This window comes from Ruegeria sp. CG4, assembly GCF_056537185.1.
Genome location: NZ_JBQFRB010000014.1, coordinates 70978 through 89199, shown reverse-complemented (window position 1 = coordinate 89199; position 18222 = coordinate 70978). Strand labels below are relative to the sequence as shown.

Genomic DNA, 18222 nt, shown 5'->3' with positions numbered 1-18222 from the left:
AGCGGAACGACACCAACCCAGCCCGATAGCGGCGGCACAGGGGGCGGCAGCAACCTGCTGGCGGTGTGCGATGACTTTATCCTGGACATCGCAGGTTTGCCCGGCAATGGCGAAGCGGATCTTTTGGGGGATGCCTCGGTCGTGAACACGGCTTCTGGCCCGGCCATTCATTTTGACGGGCAGGGCGATGCCGTGAAACTTGGCCGCCTTCAGCAGTTTGAGTCTTCGGATAAGCTGGCGTTTACCGTCGAATTTACCCGCGATCAGGCGGATGGCAGCGAGCAGCGCCTGGTCTGGAACAAGGGCCGCGTGGGTCTGACCCTGGATGATGACGGACTGATTGCGCATGTTCAGAACAATGACGCCAAGTTCAGCAAAGGGTTCCGGGTCGATAATATCGGTCTCAATGACACCGATACTCATCAGATCACACTCATTGTCGATGAAACGGCGGATCGTCTGCAGGTTCTGGTCGACGATGTTCTGGTCCTGGAGGAAACCTCCGTGGATTTCGACTTTGTCGATGCGCATGGTGGCAAGCAATGGGGATGGAACCTCGGCTCAACGCGCAAGTACAACGTGGATGGTGAAATCAGCCACTTTGCCGTCGATGACGACGTTGCCTTCATCGACTCGCCGGTTACACCTGACGATTGGCTGGGCGCCTAAAAATACACTGTCTTGCATGCGTGCAGAGACAGAAAAAAGCGTGTTGGCCGGGTGTAAACTTGCACCCGGCCAAAATAGCATTCAAGGGTATGCGCAGTGTGGACTTGTGCGTTCAGGATAACGGGTTCAGACAGTGCAGAGAGTTTTGGGTTTTTGAGTTATGATTTTATCTGATCGTCACCGCTTTGTGTTCATTCACATACCAAAATGCGCCGGCACATCGGTGCGCAATGCGGTTTTGCCTTTTCACGACGCAGATGTCAGATTTTTGAAAGAGGTCGAGAGCCACCCGGAACTGGGCGAGGTCGATTACCGCCATCTGCCACTTGCGCTTTTGCGTGATCTGGACCCCGAGGCGTTCCGGAAACTGCAGGAATACGAAAGCTATGCTTTGCTGCGCGATCCGTTCCGGCGGTTCCAGTCTGCGATGTCGCAGCGGGCCAAGATGTATCTGGGCAAGGAATTCGCCCAACTCGGCGATGAGGAAATTCGCGGCGAAACCCAAAAGGTCATCGCCTATCTGCAGTCCGGCCCCAAGGTGATCGCGCCCGATTACGTTCACTTTTCGCGGCAGTCCGATTTCATCAGGCTCAATGGGGAACGGCTGGTGCGGCACCTCTATCCGGTCGAGCGGCTTGATCTTCTGGTTCAGGCACTGTCCCGGCATATCGGCACAGACGCGCTGGAAATCGGGCACGCAAACAAGACGACCGTGTTTCGCCATCCGGCCCTGAAACACGCCACATACAAGGGCAGTGCGCTGGCCCGGCGGATTCTGCCGGCCCCGGTGCATGAAACCTTGCGCGTTTCGGCCCGGCGCGTGCTGATGAAACCGGGAAGCGCGCAGCCGCATCCGGTTTTCCACGAATCCGACCTGCAGGATTTTGTCCGGGAATATTACGCCGCTGATATTGCGCTGTATCAGGAGGTTCTGGCAGATGTGGCTGCGTGACTTGAGGTTCGGGTAGAAATTGGAGCGGGCGGGTGCGACCGGTACAGGAATGGCGCATACATCTGGGGGCGCATAAGACAGCGACGACGCATCTGCAGGACACATTGCTCGCGCATCGGGATCAGCTGGCGCAAAAGGGTATCGACTATATTCCCAGAGAGGTGTTCGGCCCGCTGCAACGGCGCTATGCCAACCCAAATCACTGGCGGCGGCGGTTCTGGTCCGCGCCGCTGGCCTATCAGTTCCGGCGTCACATTGATGCTTTGCGCAATGGCGCTGAAGCGGTCATGCTGTCGGATGAAGACTTGCTTGGATATTCCGACGATCTGCTTGCACCCGGTCTCTACCCGTCGTTTCGCGGTGCGCATCTTGTGAATGCGCTGTCACGGGGGGCTTCGGTCAAACTCTTTCTCGGTATCCGGGCTTATGACAAGCTGCTGCCATCTGCTTATGCGCAGATGCTCAAGACCTTCGCACCCAGACCGGAATGGGCATCTCGGATCGGTGACGCAGTTCTTGATGCGCCGCCCAGCTGGCCCGACCTCATCGAGCGGCTTCTGAGCGCTTTCCCCAACGCCAGCCTTCAGGTCTGGCAGCACGAGGAATACCGGGTCCACTGGCAGGAGATTTTGACGGAATTCGCGGGTCGGGATGTCGGAGCTTTCCCGGACTTGCCCCCGCCGGCGCGTACGACCTCGCCATCACACGAGGCGATCCGCAAGGCGGAAGATCTGGACAGGTCCCTGTCGGTTCAGGACCGGCGCGCCCGCGTCAAACGCATCTACTACGAAGAACTGCCTGCCGGATCCGGCCGGTCTCCGTTCCACCCATACCGGCCCGAGACCGCCGCCGCCCTGCAGCAGAAATATGCGCAGGACCTGCAGCGGATCGAACGTGACTATCCGGGGATGCTGCTCCGGATGCCCTGAGCTGCGGAAAGGTCAAACGGCCTTTGGATGTTTCACAGGCTCGGTTTCATCAACATGCAGCAGGGATTTTGCAATTGCCAGTTTCTGCTCATCCCATTGCCAGCGCAGCTTTTGTACCGGTGCCGCGCCGTTGTCCAGAATGCGGGCTATTCGGGCGGTGTCGCGGTTGCGAATGATACAGTCATGGACCAGATGCGGCCCTAAACAACCGATTTTGGGAACTTCACGCCAGGCCCGGCGGAAGGGGCGGCGCATGTAGATCAACAGCTCAAAGAGTGTCTGGCACCAGAAATAGAGATGCGGTTTCTGACGGTTTTCCCAGTAGCGGATGCTGTAACTGTACCAGTCCGCCATGATCGGGCTTCCGGGCTCGGAGGCCAGGAACCAGGTTGCAACCTCGCGGGTATATCCGGGCCAGGTGAACCAGCGGGTTTCCGGGGTCCAGAAGAAGGCGAAGAAGCCTCGCTGCCCCACAATCGGCAACCACTCGTCCAGCGGCTTGATGCAGAAGGCCGTCGCGTCCGCCCAGACGCCGCCGTGATCTTTCAGCAGCTTGAAACGGAGGATGTTGGAATAGGATTGAATCGACATTTCTGGCGACAACGGAGGCAGATCGACGAAATCCTTGACCGTATTCCGATCGAGAACACGTATCGTCCAATCCGGGTTTTTTTCCTGCCAGGACGCGATGCACATTTTGACGACTTCCGGCGCCTCGTCGATGCCCTTGTCCCAGAACATCCAGATGTTGCGCGGAATTGTTCGCGGGACTGCGGCTTCAAAGCCATCTGGCTGTTTTTTTCCGATTTTTCGGGTGAGCTTGCGCACCAGGCTGCGGAGCTTTTTAACTTTAACCAGAGATACAAAAAACAAAATCCAAGGGTTTCTCGCCAATTTAATCGCTCCTATCGTCCCCCGCTGGTGTTTTAGCTGCCAATTTGATGTGGCGCCAGACGTCAGTCGAAAAGTGAAATACCATTCACGGACACTGTTGCTCAGCAGGTATAAACTGGAAACAAAACGGTGATTTTGTAACCATTGTTCGAGGTGGGTTCGGGCGTAAGCGGCGCGATTCAGTTCTGCGTTGCGAGCAGGACGGTGGTGTCGGTATACTCTTATGCGGGTGTCCGGGGCGCATTGGACATCAGAGTGGAACCGAAACGAGCAGCTCATACAGGAAGTGGATGCGTTTTGGTAACGCAGGCAGAAATACAGCATAGGTCACGGAAAGGGCGCGGTGCAAAAAGTACCGGGCCTGCGCTTTTCGTTGTGCCCGCCCTGATCCTTGGCTTTATCCTGCCCTATTATTTTGATGTGGCCGGGCTGCGGCTAGGCGGATACCGCATCATATTGATTTTATTGTTTTTCCCGGCGATCATCCGCTGGCTTGACGGAAGCGACCGGATCCGCGCAATCGATATCCTGATGGTATGTTTTGCGCTGTGGGGCGCGTTGGCCATTCTGGTCAATCACGGATTTTCGCAATGGGAATTTATCGGCATCCGGATCATCGAGACGCTGTCGCCCTACTTCATTGCACGCTGGGTGATCAGGGATGCGGATGCGTTCCGGTTCTTTACCCTCTGGTTGTTTATTGCCGTCCTTCTGATGCTCCCGTTCAGCATTCACCAGAACAATACGAACCGGTCCATCCTGTTGGATTTCTTCGGCAATTTCGGCGATGTGTACCGAACCGTCCAACATGAGCCGAGACTGGGTCTGTATCGCGCACAGGGATCGTTGCCGCATCCGATCCTGTATGGCCTGTTCTGTAGCCCGGTATTTGCCCTGGCGTGGTATGTTCTGGGGTATGACCGGAGCATTTTCTACAAGCTCCCAAGAGTGGGCCTTGTTGCTCTGGCCGTATTCTCATCGCTGTCTTCGGGAGCATGGCTGTCGGTGGCGGTACAGTTCGCACTGATGATGTGGTCGACGGTTCTTGCCACGGTCAAAAAGAAATGGAACCTGCTGCTTTATATGTTTGCGGGCATGTACGTGTTCATTGAAATTTTTTCGAACCGGTCTCCGGCACAGATATTTGCATCATATTTGACGTTGAAGCCGTCAACGGCATGGAACCGGATTCACATCTTCAACAACGTCACCGATGACATCATGCGCAACCCTGTGTTTGGCATTGGTCTGAATGACTGGACCCGCCCAAGATGGATGCTTGCGAGTGTGGATAATTTCTGGCTGGTGCTTGCGATGCGAAATGGCATCCTGGGGTTTGTGTTGTTGCTTGCCCCGGTCATTCTGATTTTTCGCGATGTCGGCCGGGCGCCTCTGACCGGCAGGCTGGCAAGTTATCGGCTGGGGTACCTTTTTTCACTGGCTGGCATGTGCGTTGCGGCCATTTCAGTGCACCTGTGGGACGCGATCTTCTGTCTGCTGATGTTCATTCTGGGGGCGGGCATCTGGTTCATTGATGCCCGGGACGAAAGCGATGTGGAGCAGTCAGAGCCTGTATCCGGGCGCGAGCGGCGGATCAGGTATACCCGGTTTGAATGAGATGAGGGATGCCAGCCAGATGACGGTTCAGGACAGCAAGGTGATGACGGATGCCGGTCTGGGGCATAAACCGAAACGCTCGCGGTTGCGCAAGAAGGTTACTCAGGTTCCCATTTCGATCCGCAAGAATTATGGGCTGCTGAAGAATCCGGAATTCTGGCAGATGCTGCCGCTGCTGCTGGTTTGCAGGTTCAGTGAACGGGCCTTTGCCAAAAGCCGGACCAGGATCTTTGTCGGAACGCACCACAAGGCCATGACCACCTATTTCAAGGCGGTGCTCAAGCTGCTGGCTCTTGGACTTGGGGTGCGGTTCGAGGATATTTCCAAGGGCCCTCCGAAACCGGAAACCCGTGTTTTCCTGTCGCCGCACAGCCGGACGCCTCTGGCCGAGATCGGACCGTACCGGGGGATACATATCATGCGCGATCCACGCGACATGATCGTATCGTCCTATCACTACCATCTGTGGACAAATGAACTCTGGGCCCATGTGCCGGACGAGACCGGCAAGACCTATCAGGAAAAACTGCAGGCTGCCGGAAAGACCGAAGGGCTGTTCATGGAGATCCGCCACTTCATCTATTTCAGCCGCGAGAATCTTGAGAACTGGGATCTGTCCAACCCGGATGTTCTTGAAGTGCAGTATGGTGATCTGATGGGCCCCCGCCGGGACGAAATCTATGCGGAGATTTTCGCGTTCCTCGGGCTGACCGGCAGGGCGCATGAATTGGGCGTCCGGCTGATGCGTCTGTTCGAGGCGGGCAAGCGCAGCAAGGTGTCCGCGACGAAACCAAATGAACGCGCGCATATCCGCAGTGGCCGCAGCGGCCAGTGGAAGGATGAACTGGAGCCCGAACATATCGCCTATATCGAGCAGGAACTCGGGCATATTCTGGACAAGTTCGGGTATGCCCGATCAGGTTAACGGCAAAAGCCGCTTCTTTGTCATTCCAAGCGTACGGCGCAACCGCTTTGCCGGCGGCATACGGCCAGCCAGAATGTCGTCGAACTGAGCTGGTGTCATATCGCCACGCAGGGACGTGCGGGCGCGCAGGAAGCTGTGGTCGTTCATTCGTCCTGCATCGCTGGAAAATGCGACCGTATATCCGTTGCGGCGCAGCGCGCGCAGGACACGGGCGTTGTACAGGCCAAAGGGGATACCCGCCTCGGTAACGGGCAGGCCGCAAATGTCCTGCAGTACACTGCGGGATTGCCCAAGCTCCTGGTCGAGCGCATCCTGATCCAGCCCCGGCCAGCCGACATGCGCGATGCCATGGCTGCCAATACGCATCCCCGCATCCAGCAGGGTCGAAATGTGGCTACGGCCCAGGGACCCGGGCTGGTCCAGCCGTCCGGTCAGCACAAAGAAACTTGCGGATAACCCCCGTTCGGCCAAAGCCGGAAGTGCGATGTCATAATCCGACAGGTTGCCATCATCGAAGGTCAGAACAAAGGCCTGCGGATCGGGGGCTGCGGCGACGCGATCAAGAACTGCCGTAAACTGCGCCTCGGACAACCAATAGGGGGCCTCATCCTTTTCGAGGTCGCGGGCCGGAGAGCCAATGCCGTGAAAATTGAGACCGATCCGTCGTGCCATCTCAGCGCTTCAGCCTCCCGTGCAGCGTTTCGGCCAGGCCGATCAGGCTTGCCATGGGGCCCTTTGGCCAGGCCTCGAAGGGTCCTGCGGCCGTGGTGTCGGTGCCGCCGGTGCGCAACTTGAAACGGGTGACGCTGGGATTTGCATCCTGATCTATGCCACCCAGATCAAAACACCTGATCCCATGTTCCCGGCAATGCAACATGGCGTGCCACATCAGATAGTGCCCGGCATTGAGCGTGCGCCCCGCGTCCGAGGTTGCCCCAAACAGATAGACAGCGTTTGTGCCGGTGCGTCCGATGGTCATTGCGCCGATATCGGCACCGTCCTTGCGCGCGATCAGAACGTCGTGCTCGAAATCCGGCCCCGCGAGCGGATAGTAGAAATCCGGCGGAATATCGGGCTGGAATCCCTTGGCAGCCTGTACCTGTTCGTAAAGCTTGTGAAATCGCCCGGACAGGTCCGAAATCGGGCCGGTCTCAAACTCCATTCCCGTTTTCAGCGCATTGCGCAGCGGATTGCGCCATTTGCCGTGCAGGGCGCGCATCAGGGTATCGTCGTCCTGATCGGGGTCGATCAGAACCGTCCGGTATGAGCTTGCCCGTTCGGAGGGCAGAAACCCTGCCCCTGTTATTGCGTCGTCTGAGGGGGAGGCCATGACCGGGAAGCGCAGGCGCAGGACATGACCGCTTGCATGTACGTGCTGGCGCAGGTCCGAGAGGATTGCGCGGATCATGGCTGCATCGGGGGCGTCGCCCCCCTTGGGGTGGATCAATGGCCCGGCGGCAATCCAGGCGACCCCGCGTTTCAGAACCGGAACCCGCTTGATCCTGAGGCATGCCGCAGCCACCGGTGTTCCCTGCGTATCATGCAGGCTGACAAATTCGGCGGTTGCCCCTATGCGCCTGGCTGCGGCCTCCGCATAGGTCAGGCTTTGTTCATAGGTGAGGTCTTCGAACCCGCCGCTGAGGCGGGGCCAGTCTTCCGCCTCGACCCGGCGCAGAGAGAGAGTGCCAGCCCCCATCAGATCGCCGCGGTTTCCGCACGGGGGGTCAGCATCCGGTCCAAAGCGGCCTCTTCTTCCGCTTCAAGCGGTTTGGAGGCCCGCAGGGTGAACTGTTCGGGAACCGGCCCCTCGGGGCGTGGCGTGGCCGGTACGCCGTGTTGTTCCAGGAATGCCGCAACACTGGTCAGGATGCGTTTCGGGTCGGCGCAAAGCGCCTCGTATTCGACCTGTAAATGCCTGTCTGATCCGATATGGGCGCAATCGCGTTCAATATCATTGGCAACGCCGACAACCTGCCGGCAGGCGCGTTCGATGTCGGTATCACCACCTGCATTCGAGGGGCGGACGGACCACCATTCCTCATGGTCCCGCTCGGGTCCCTTGTTTCGCCTTTGGGCCCGGATGATGGATCTGGCCGTGTCCCTGGCATCACGGCGCACTTCGATGAAAAGGCAACCGGGAAACAACGCGTCCAGCAATCGCACACGATTTGAATGCATCACGTTCTTGTTGATGAACGGAGCGTCCGACAAGGCCGACATGCCGGCCAGCGTTGCCCTGATTTCCTCGACGGGCAGGGACGTAAGGTGCCGTTCATCCACCCAGGGGCCGTCCTCGAGCCATCGCTGCCAGATCCAGCCGCCTTCATTCGGGGCAGCCCACCCCGAAATGTGACCATAGTCGCTTTGGTAGACAGGCGTGTGATCTGAGATCAGTTTCCCTCCGATCCGGGTGGCGGCCAGAGGGGTTTTGTAGAACCGGTGTGCGAGGTTGGAGAAAAAGGAAAAATCGAAGCCGGTTGCCATAAGCTCGTAAAACAGCGAGGTGCCGGATCGGGGGGCGCCGAGAATGAAGACATGCGGCCACCGTGCGGCCGGTTGCCGTGCAAGCATCCGGCGTTCAAGCGGGGTGAGAACGGTGTGGACAATGCCGCGCAACACGGGCTTCGCCATGCTCTTCATGTCATCATGTCCGGGGCGGGTTGCGGCGGCACCTGCCCCTGCGGAGGTCTGATCAGGGCCCCCAGCAAGAACGCAAGCCGCGCCCGCCAGGCTCGGGCGCCTGTGTGGCGGGGCTTTATCAGGCTTACGGGCAGGAACCAGACACCCCGCAGCAGATCACCGATTGTCATGAGGCCGGTTCCCAACCACGCGATCAGGGGGCCACGCGAGAAGCGCAGAAACAGAATATGCCCCTTGGCGATTTCAACGGATTTCCAGGGCGAGGTCTGCCCGGTGGAAACCGCGCCGTAGTGCAGAAGCCGGATATCCGGATTGTAGCGCACTTTCAGACCGGCCTGCCGGACCCGCCAGCACCATTCGGATTCCTCGCTATACATGAAAAAGCGGTCATTCATCACACCGACAGCGTCGATGATGGTCCTTGGCACCATCATGAAACACCCGGCGACGACATCGACATCCTGTACGGTGTCGCGGGCGCGCGAGGCATAGCGCTGATCTCCGAACATGCGGGTTTTGCGGATGATGCGGTTCGGTACCAGAATGTTCCAGAACAGGCTGCTCAGGGAAACCTGACGGAACAGGGTGGGTTGTTGTGCACCGTTTTCAAGTGAGACATGCCCGCCGAGGATGCCAATATCGGGATTGTTTTCCAGATATGAGACGGCGCGTTCGAGCGTTCCGTCATAGACCTGCGCATCCGGGTTGAGGATCAACAGATAGCGTCCCCGCGCCTGCCGGATGCCGATATTGTTGCCCCAGGCATAGCCGCCATTATGCCCCGCCGCCAGGATCCTCGCTTCGGGAAAGGCCGTCCGCAAGGCAGTGACGCTGTCATCGCTTGAATCGTTGTCGACGACAATGACTTCGAGGTTCAGACCCCCGCAATGATCCAGCACGGACTGTACTGCCTTGGACGTCACATCACGGGTGTTGTAATTCACGATTATGACACTGAGATCCAGTTCAGGACGGGCGGGCGGCGTATCGGAAACCGATGATTCCGGCTTCTGACCGTTTTGCTCGTGTTCCATCCTGTCCGGTTCTCTGGCTATGTACATCGAATGATCTGTCACAATTTACTAGTTTAACTCACAGGGTCCCGGCCTGGGATCGGTCTAACGCTGCTTTGCCGGTTTTGAATCCAGGTAATGCTTCAGAAGGCGCTTTGGAAACTTAAGCAGGACTTTTTCAACGCCGTCGGGCTGACCGACAAGCAGCCAAAGCAGCAGATGCGTTGCGATATATGTGAACGTTCCCGCCAGCACCTTTGTCAGGAAGATGACAAGCAGCCTTGGGACGTCATCCCAGGAATCGAAAGCCCAGCCAACATGGGCGGGTGTTCCAAACGCGCTGCCAATGAACAGAACCACCGCAACCATGGCAAGACACGAGATGATGCTTCTCCAGGCCACGGTCAGCGGGCCGAAGAAAGTCCGGGTTCCGTGTCGCTTGGCGATCGTCAGTGTCATTGCAATGGCGGCAACGCTTGCCGCACCAGCGGCGATCAGTGCGCCGGTGAAACCGAAATTGACGCCGACCAACATGAAAATGCACACCAGCATCAACAGAACGGAATTTCGGACAAACAGGAGTTTCGTTGATCCTTCGACATAAGCTGCCGCCCGAACATTGGCCTGCAGGGTCTCAAGGGCCTTGAGCGGAGCCAGGACCCATATCACCTGCGTGGCCGCAAGCCATTTGAAGCCAAAGACAACAAGGATGATGTGATTGGCGACCAAAGCCATGCCGACGGACATGGGCAGTACGATCGCGATGAGTAGTTCGTTCAGCCGGATAAACGCTTCGTCCTTGCGGTCCGTATGGCGGGCGATATCTGCAAGACCCGGATAGATTACCCGCTGCATGGGTGCAAAAAGCTGGGTTGTCACCAGCGTACTGATGCGGTTTCCAAGCCGGAAAATCCCGGCATCTGCCAGCCCCAGGGTCGCGCCGATAATCAGTTGCGGCATGTTCTTGGAAAAGAACTGCGCGATCTGGGCGCCCAGGGACCAGGTGGAGAACGACAGGCTGTCGCGCCACCGCGCCAGCGACAACCGCGGCACCATCGGGGCCATGCTGAATGTCCAGACGCCGCGGGCTGTCAGGGCGCAGAAGTTGGCAACGACAATTGCCCAGAAGTCGCGCCAGATCCAGGCAAGGGCAATCGCGGTAACCGAATAGATGACCCGAATGAGAGTTTCTTCGCCCGCCGCATAACCAAAGCGAAGCGTTCTTTCAAAAAGTATGAAACGCGGGCTTCTGAAGGCGACCGTAATGGCCAGCAGGCAAAGTGCGGGCGTAAGCTGAACCAGTTCAGGGATACCGATAAGGGCAACCAGAGGCCGGGACGCGTAGAACAGAAGTGCGACCGTCACCCCAAATATCACCTGAAAGGTGAAAATGGTCTCAAGGTGGTCCTGTGTGACGTCATCCAGCCGGATCAGCACAATGGCGATCTGGCGTTGCAGCATCTCCAGAAAGGCCGTCGCAATCAGAAAATACGCGGCCACACCGAAATCTTCCGGCGTCAGAAGCCGTGCCGTAATGGCCAGCGTGACCAACCCAAGCCCCTGCCGAAACAAGCCCGAAGCAAGCAGAGTCGCCGCACCCACCGCCAGGGCGGAGCTGCGGTTTGACCTTGGTTCATTAGGGTGTTCCAAAAGCGCTATCTTTCCATTTTGGAGACAAATACCAGCATAGCAGACAATTGTTTCGCTTTCCTCTTTCGCCAAGGCTGCGCCTGAACATACGGAGTCGCCGCACTGGTAAACCGGTGATTGAGTTGATATTCAAACGAATGTTGGTGCGTTGCGAGTGGAAATTGCATGATTTTCGTTTTGAGTCAGAATGTTGAACCGATTTCTAATGTGCACCCTTGTTCCGTGTCAAAAAAATGCAGCACTTTGCAGGGTAATTTTTTTGTAAGTTTCCCAGATTGATCTCTGATTGTGCAAGGGCGCTTAATACAGGGCACCTGATATTTGTATGAGCAGCAGCAGGAACGCCACCTGCCAGTTTTAAAACGGTAAAGCAGTATGAAGATTGCGATTTTTGGCCTGGGGTATGTGGGGTTCACGGCAGCCTGCTGTCTGGCCCGCGAAGGGCATGAGGTGGTCGGCGTCGATGTGAATGCCGACAAGGTTTCCGAAATCAACGCCGGGCAGCCTCCGATCAAGGAACCCAAGGTGGCCGATCTGCTGACGGATGCGCTTGGCCGGAACCTGATCCGCGCAGTGGTTGAAATTCCGGATCTGTCCGATGTCGATCTGGCCATCGTCTGTGTCGGCACGCCCAGCTCGACCGACGGCTCGCACAACATGAATTTCGTGGCCGAGGTGACACGCCAGATCGCCAGGGCCGTCTCGCCCGACCGCGCGCGGCCCCTGACGGTGGCCTATCGCTCCACCTTCCGTCCCGGTACCGTCCGCCAGTTGATCGAGCCGATTTTCCGCAGCACTCTGGGCGACCGGACCGCGCAGGCGGTCGAGATCGTCTATAACCCGGAATTCCTGCGTGAGGCGTCAGCGGTGGATGATTTCTTCAGCCCGCCCAAGATCGTTGTCGGCACAAGTGACGGCGGCCGGTCCGACGTGATGGATGAGATGCACGAAGGTCTGGATGCGCCGGTTTTCTACACCGCCTATGAAGAGGCCGAGATCACCAAGTTCGTCGACAACACCTGGCACGCGACCAAGGTGGCCTTTGCCAACGAGGTTGGCCGCATCTGCCAGCAGATGGGAGTTTCGGCGAAGACCATGCACGAGATTTTCGTCTCGGACACCAAGCTGAACATCTCGGCCTATTACACGCGCCCCGGGGGGGCGTTTGGGGGGTCCTGCCTGCCCAAGGACGTCCGCGCGCTGCAGCATATCGCGGGCGAGGTGGGCGCGCATACGCATCTGATCGACAGCCTGCTGCGCACCAACGAGGCGCACAAGACCCATCAGGTGCAGAACATCATGGCACGGTTGCCCGAAGGGGGCCGGGTCCTGATGGCGGGGCTGGCCTTCAAGGCCGAGACCGACGATCTGCGCGAAAGCCCGAATGTCGACATCGCCCGCCGGCTGCTGCAGGGAGGGTATCAGTTGTCGGTCTACGACCCCGCCATCAGGCCCGCCGATCTGCGCGGTCAGAACCTGGGCTATACCTTTACCCACCTGCCGACGGTGGGCAGCCTGCTGGTCGATCGCGCCACAGCCGAGGCCGGGCCATGGGACTTGGTGATCGGCTCGAACCGGATCATCAACGAGCTGAACCTGGGCGATACAGAGGTGGTGCGAACCTATGAATATGACTAGCCCCGTGCCCGCCGTTCAGCCGGTTTCGTTCGAGGAGCTGCGCCAGAGCCAGCCTCTGAAAGGGCTGAAGGTTCTGATCGTGGTCGAGAACCTGCCGGTGCCCTTCGACCGCCGCGTCTGGATGGAGGCGCGCACGCTGGCCGCCGCAGGCGCGCTGGTCTCGGTCATCTGTCCCACCGGCAAGGGGCATGAGGAACGTGTGTGGGAAGACGAGGGCATCAAGGTCTATCGTCACCCGCTGCCGTTGGATGCCAGTGGCGCGCTGGGGTATCTGCTGGAATATGGCGCGGCGCTGTTCTGGGAAAGCTGGCTGGCGCTGAAGATCAAGTTCACGCGCGGCTTTCACGTCATCCATGGCTGCAACCCGCCCGATCTGATCTTTCTGGTGGCGCTGCCCTTCAAGCTGTTTGGCGTGCGCTATCTGTTCGATCACCACGACATCAACCCCGAGCTGTATGAGGCCAAGTTCAACAAGCGCGGGTTCTTCTGGAAGCTGATGAAGACGTTCGAGCGGCTGACCTTCGCTTCGGCCCGGGTGTCGATTGCCACCAATGAAAGCTATCGCAAGATTGCCATCGAACGCGGCGGCATGGCGCCCGAGGATGTCTTTGTCGTCCGTTCCGGCCCCGACCTCAGCCGGTTGCAGCACCTGCCGCCGAACCCCGCCTGGCGCAATGGTCGGAAGTATATGGTGGGTTATGTCGGTGTGATGGGCGATCAGGAAGGCATCGACCTGCTGCTGGAATCCGTGGCGCATCTGGTGCAGGTGCAGGGCCGCGACGATATCCAGTTCTGCCTTGTCGGCGGTGGCCCCAGCCTTGAGAAGCTGCAACAGCAATCGGTCGATATGGGCCTGTCGGACTACGTCACCTTCACTGGCCGGGCCCCGGACCATGATCTGTTCGAGATCCTGTCGACCGCCGATGTCTGCGTGAACCCGGACCGGGTGAACGAGATGAACGACAAGTCCACCATGAACAAGATCCTCGAATACATGGCGTTCGAAAAGCCCATCGTTCAGTTCGACGTGACCGAAGGGCGGTTTTCGGCGCAGGAGGCTTCGCTTTATGCAAAGGCCAACGATCCGGTGGATATGGCGGACAGGATCGCCGAATTGCTGGCGGATGATGAACGGCGGGCCGTCATGGGCCGCTATGGCCGCGCCCGGGTCGAATCCGAGATGGCCTGGCCGCATCAGGTGCCCGCGCTGATCGCGGCCTACAAGCGGATCTGGAAGGGTTAGAGCGCAATCCGAAAAGTGGGAACCGGTTTTCGGATCACATTGCGCGTCACTTCAAAAGCCTAGAACGGTACGAATTGCGGCAGGCGGTTCAGGCTGGGTTCCATGAACCGTTGCAGCCTTGCATCCGCGTCCGCCTCGGTTTCGCCAGGCAGGATCGGGGTCACAAAACGCACCAGCGCGCCATCGGTGCGCCCCATGGTAAAGCCGTCCTGAACCACACTCATCTTGGCGCGGAAATCGTTGACCATGCGTTTGCCGCGCTGTTCGAACCAGTAATAGACCAGCTGCTTTGAAAGCTCTTTCTGGATCACCGCGCGGTTGACGGTGAAGCTGCCATAGGGCGTGTCGCCCGGGTTGATCTCATAAGGTTCAAGGCTGAAGATTTCCCAGCCGCCCACCGGCAGGCAGACCTCGGGCGAATGGATGCCGTCACCATCGGTCTGCTTGTTGTAGAAGGCCACGAACATGTTCACGAAATCACCCGATCCGCTGTCGATATAAGTGGCATGGAGATAGTCGCTGGCACCCAGCGTCCGTTCGACATTGGGATCAAGGCTGGTGGTCGAGCCGGACCACTCGCCCAGCTGGCGCGGATAAAGAACAAAGGGATCCCGCTCGATCGGTTTTACTTCCGAGGCGGGCCGCAGGGTCCATGCGGTCGAAACCGCAAGCGTCAGAAGGGCGGCGATGGCCAGTGCCACCGAGGCGCGGATGCCCAAAACCCGCAATGCGACGGTGCCCAGCCCTTGGGTGTCCAGATCGATTGTCTCGGCAAAGGGCTGCGGGTTCGGGGCCAGGCGCTGCAGCCCGATGGCCATCAGGAACAGAATGGCCACGCAAAGCAGGAAGATGATCCAGCCTTCGAAGAAATGCATGAACCCTTCGGCCTGCTCGATGCCGTGCTGGTTGACCAGAACGCCAATCACGCCGATGCGGACCGAGTTCATCAGCACGGTCAGTGGCGCGGCTGACACCAGCAGAACCACCTTGTGCCAGATCGGGCCACGGTAAAGCAGCGCAAAGAGGTACGAGAAGCTGAGGATCGGGAACAGGTAGCGCAGTCCGGAACAGGCCTCGGCCACCTGTAGCTTGTAGACCCCCAGATCGATGATGTTGCCTTCGATAAAGACCGAAACGCCCGCCAGTTGCACGAACCAGACGCCAAGCTCGGACGATATCCATTGCAGGAAGATCGTGAGCTTCCAATAGACGAACTGCGGCAGGGGCAGCATGAACACCAGATGCAGCACAGGCAGCTGATGATATTTGCCCCGCTGCCAGCCGAACACGGTCAGCATGACGCCACCGGTCCAGATGATCATGGCATAGGTGACGATATCGGGGATGCGGGCCAGATTGCCCAGAACGGCGATGATCAGTGCGGCCGCGATCACCAGCACACCGGGCCAGCGGTCATGAACAACCGGATTGGGTGGCGGCATGTCCCGCAATTCGCGCAGGAACAGATACAGCGAAATGATCGGGATCAGAGGGCCATGGCTGTATTCCGGGGTGCTCCACGCGGCCCCCAGCGAGACGATCCCGATCCAGAAGATGGGCATTGATCCAAGCAGCAACAGGGCAAACCAGAACAGCCCGGCAGAGCTTATGGCCGGCAGTCCGCCCCGGGCCGCCTCAAGGAGATTGCCGCGGCTGTCTTTCGAATCGAAACGATGCATCACGGATTATCATGCATAATAAAACATGCCCCGAAATCATGACGGCCCGGGCTCCCGCGATTTTGATCCGCAGCCGAAACAATAAGTGATAGCCGGCGCCTTTGTTGACGGTGTGACCCCGGCCCGGAAAAATCAGGGTCTGAGGGTGAACCGCCGCCCAAGTGTCAGGAAGACCGAATTCGAGGTCGCCTTAAAGCCGTTCTGGTCGTCCATCTCGTATTGATAACCCAGATTGACCGCCCAGTCCCTTGAGATCGCGCGCGTATAGGAGGCATTGAACGTGCCGCGCTGTCTTGGATTGGCCGAACCCGTCCCTTCGTCTTCCTGATCGATGAAATTGACGCTGAAAGACAGGCCGGATACCGGGTTTATGAAATAGTCATAGGTCAGGAAAGCCAGGGTTTGCCGGGTTTCCACGCTTTGTGTGCTGGTGCCGACCCGGCGCTGAATCGTTGCGCCGATCCGTGAGCTGGCCAGCTGATAGCTGTAGTCGATCTGACCGATCGGCGTCACCTCGTCAAACGGTCCCCGGGTGAAGCCGGCATTGAAACCGAATACCCCGCTGGCGCGCCGGAACGTTCGGCCGGCGGTTGCGTTGATCCTCGAACCGTTCACGCCGAATGTCTGGTCAAACAGAATATCGGCGTTTCCGTCCGGCAGTATCTTGTTCCAGGCAAAGCTCCAGACGTAATCTTCGGTCACGTCATTTGTGCCATTCGCGCGTTGCGTGTCGTCAACCTGGCTGTAGCCGATATTGGCACTGACACTGGTGATGGCGGAAATGTTGTAGGTTCCACCAACCGATACAACGGTTGTCTGCCGGTCGGTCCGGACGTTGTCGTCAGCTACGAAATCCCTGTAATCAAGGGTCAGGTTCCCCTGTAAAGTCGGAGAAAACCGAAACAGAACCGCTGCCGTGTAGTCGTCGGATTTGTTGTTGAACAGGTTCGGGTCGATTGTGTTCGAATAGCTGCGTTCGCGGTGATTATAGGTGAACCGGAATCCCAGGGGATCGGTCAGACCGGTCTCCCAATCCAGGTTTCCGCGTGTGTTGACTTGATCGCCGATGGTACCGATGACGTCGGAGGCATCGATGACACCGTCCAGGTTGGTATCGGTCAGCGAACGGTTGAAGGACAGATCCCTCTCGCGGTATTCCGCTTGCAGGCCAAGTCGGCTGTTGGCGCGGGTCCGCTGATAGACCAGCCGTGCAAGTGGATCCGAAAAACTGGATTCCGTTCCGATGATCGGTTCATTGGCGATCCGGTACAATCCCGACAGATCGAATCTCAGCGTTGAATCCGATGTCTGGTTCAGGACCCCCAGCGCCAATGTGTTTTCCCACCAGGTGGTGGACCCAAGCGACGGATCGGTCAGGCGCAGGTTGTCGTCATGCCTGAGCGAGGACAGGTAATCCAGCGTGACGGTCAGGCCGGTTCCGGTGCCGGTCTGCTGACCCGCTGCCGGCAGGCCAACCTGCCGCGCGGGGTTTCTCAGCGCCTGCTGCGAAATAAGCTGCTGGCTGGGCGATTGCTGTGCAAGTGTTGAAGCGACCGTCGACTGTTGCGTGGTCGTTTGCTGCGTCGAGGCCTGCGTCTGCTGTGTTGTCTGCTGTGTCGAGGCCTGTTGCCCGACCGCTGGTGTAAGTGAAATTATAAGAGCCGTCCCGCCCCCCAGCATGGTGGACAGCCTGAATTTCGATTTCCCCACCTGTATCAGCCCCTATTCGAACAAGCGGCGTGCTGGCACGACAACAACGTCTCCGGGTCTGAGCACTGTACTGCCTTGGATGCCACTGCCCGAGCCATTGTAGTTATAAGTATACTTGTTCATCACGCCTGTTTTACTGTCAGCCCGGCGCAATTCGATGCGTTTGCGGGCCGCGAAATTGGTCAGGCCGCCGGCCTGCGCCAAAACCTGAAGAATGGTTGTGCCTTCGGTCGCCAGATGTTTGCCGGGTATGTTGACTTCACCCATGATGAAAACATCAATGGTCGGTCCGGTTGCGGCCAGCCCGCCCAGAAGCGGAGGGGGCGCCAGCGAAGCGACCGAAACGAAGACGGTCGGCGGTGTATTGAAATTTGAGGACAACGCCGATGCGAGAGATGAGCTGAGCCCGCTGGTCGAACGACCGGCTGCCCGAAGCGAGCCGGCAAGCGGGAAATTGATGGAACCATCCGGCAGCACCAGAACGGTTCGGTTCAGCGTGGGATCTTCGAGAACTTCAACCTGCAGCGCATCGCCGGCTTTGATCTGATACGAGCCCTGCGCCCACGCCCCGGTCGCCACAATCATGGCGGCGATGAAAGCGATCAATGGTCCTATTACTGTCCGCATATTCAAATCTCTCGTTTTTTTCTTTTATGCCTGTTC

General features: G+C 58.4%; 16 protein-coding genes. 7 read left to right on the top strand and 9 right to left on the bottom strand.

The genetic code is table 11. The features are described 5' to 3' along the window. The 3 genes from ACR0J2_RS23120 to ACR0J2_RS23110 form a co-directional block, all read left to right on the top strand. Positions 1–669 (top strand): hypothetical protein (locus ACR0J2_RS23120; RefSeq protein WP_480814012.1); only part of this gene is annotated, 669 nt, incomplete at its 5' end. Positions 670–829: 160 nt separating this feature from the next. Beyond that, entirely contained in the window at positions 830–1621 is a 792-nt protein-coding gene (locus ACR0J2_RS23115; protein ID WP_170617001.1) for a sulfotransferase family 2 domain-containing protein, read from the top strand. 32 nt (positions 1622–1653) lie between these two features. Beyond that, the gene (locus ACR0J2_RS23110; protein WP_480814011.1) at positions 1654–2550 is read left to right on the top strand and encodes a hypothetical protein; all 897 of its coding nucleotides are present in this window, start codon (positions 1654–1656) and stop codon (positions 2548–2550) included. Between the two features lie 12 nt (positions 2551–2562). On the opposite strand, the gene ACR0J2_RS23105 is transcribed toward ACR0J2_RS23110, so the two are convergent. After that, the gene (locus ACR0J2_RS23105; RefSeq protein ID WP_480814010.1) at positions 2563–3768 is read right to left on the bottom strand and encodes a capsular polysaccharide synthesis protein; all 1206 of its coding nucleotides are present in this window, start codon (positions 3766–3768) and stop codon (positions 2563–2565) included. A gap of 51 nt (positions 3769–3819) precedes the next feature. Here ACR0J2_RS23105 and ACR0J2_RS23100 point away from each other — a divergent pair, with 51 nt between their 5' ends. Beyond that, entirely contained in the window at positions 3820–5061 is a 1242-nt protein-coding gene (locus ACR0J2_RS23100; protein WP_480536737.1) for an O-antigen ligase family protein, read from the top strand. Positions 5062–5080: 19 nt separating this feature from the next. Further along, entirely contained in the window at positions 5081–5986 is a 906-nt protein-coding gene (locus tag ACR0J2_RS23095) for a sulfotransferase domain-containing protein (RefSeq protein WP_480814009.1), read from the top strand. Here the strand turns inward: ACR0J2_RS23095 and ACR0J2_RS23090 are convergent. The 5 genes from ACR0J2_RS23090 to ACR0J2_RS23070 all read right to left on the bottom strand — a co-directional run bounded on the left by ACR0J2_RS23090 (position 5978) and on the right by ACR0J2_RS23070 (position 11241). Then, a complete protein-coding gene (locus ACR0J2_RS23090) occupies positions 5978–6658 on the bottom strand; it encodes a polysaccharide deacetylase family protein (protein ID WP_170808203.1) in 681 nt (226 codons plus the stop codon). The two genes, ACR0J2_RS23095 and ACR0J2_RS23090, sit on opposite strands and share 9 nt — an antisense overlap. Position 6659: 1 nt before the next feature. Further along, positions 6660–7682 (bottom strand): lipid II:glycine glycyltransferase FemX, encoded by a 1023-nt coding sequence (locus ACR0J2_RS23085; protein WP_480814008.1) that lies wholly within the window; start codon positions 7680–7682, stop codon positions 6660–6662. Continuing rightward, a complete protein-coding gene (locus ACR0J2_RS23080) occupies positions 7682–8617 on the bottom strand; it encodes a sulfotransferase family protein (RefSeq protein WP_170617014.1) in 936 nt (311 codons plus the stop codon). Before ACR0J2_RS23080 ends, ACR0J2_RS23085 begins: the two co-directional genes overlap by 1 nt. 5 nt (positions 8618–8622) lie before the next feature. Further along, on the bottom strand, positions 8623–9660 hold the full coding sequence (locus ACR0J2_RS23075; RefSeq protein WP_480814007.1) for a glycosyltransferase family 2 protein: 1038 nt from the start codon (positions 9658–9660) through the stop codon (positions 8623–8625). An 84-nt stretch (positions 9661–9744) separates the two neighbouring features. Further along, positions 9745–11241 carry an oligosaccharide flippase family protein gene (locus tag ACR0J2_RS23070; RefSeq protein ID WP_480814006.1) on the bottom strand — a complete coding sequence of 499 codons (1497 nt, stop codon included), beginning with the start codon at positions 11239–11241 and terminating at the stop codon, positions 9745–9747. Between the two features lie 423 nt (positions 11242–11664). Between ACR0J2_RS23070 and ACR0J2_RS23065 the strand changes: the two genes are divergently transcribed. Next, positions 11665–12927 carry a nucleotide sugar dehydrogenase gene (locus ACR0J2_RS23065; RefSeq protein WP_480814005.1) on the top strand — a complete coding sequence of 421 codons (1263 nt, stop codon included), beginning with the start codon at positions 11665–11667 and terminating at the stop codon, positions 12925–12927. Further along, the gene (locus ACR0J2_RS23060) at positions 12914–14170 is read left to right on the top strand and encodes a glycosyltransferase family 4 protein (protein WP_480814004.1); all 1257 of its coding nucleotides are present in this window, start codon (positions 12914–12916) and stop codon (positions 14168–14170) included. Before ACR0J2_RS23065 ends, ACR0J2_RS23060 begins: the two co-directional genes overlap by 14 nt. A 59-nt stretch (positions 14171–14229) precedes the next feature. Here the strand turns inward: ACR0J2_RS23060 and xrtD are convergent, their stop codons facing one another. The 3 genes from xrtD to ACR0J2_RS23045 all read right to left on the bottom strand — a co-directional run bounded on the left by xrtD (position 14230) and on the right by ACR0J2_RS23045 (position 18186). Further along, a complete protein-coding gene (gene xrtD, locus ACR0J2_RS23055; RefSeq protein ID WP_170817314.1) occupies positions 14230–15849 on the bottom strand; it encodes a VPLPA-CTERM-specific exosortase XrtD in 1620 nt (539 codons plus the stop codon). Between the two features lie 132 nt (positions 15850–15981). Beyond that, a complete protein-coding gene (locus tag ACR0J2_RS23050; RefSeq protein WP_480814003.1) occupies positions 15982–17559 on the bottom strand; it encodes a hypothetical protein in 1578 nt (525 codons plus the stop codon). A gap of 12 nt (positions 17560–17571) precedes the next feature. After that, a complete protein-coding gene (locus ACR0J2_RS23045; protein ID WP_170682281.1) occupies positions 17572–18186 on the bottom strand; it encodes a polysaccharide biosynthesis/export family protein in 615 nt (204 codons plus the stop codon). Between the last annotated feature and the right edge of the window lie 36 nt (positions 18187–18222).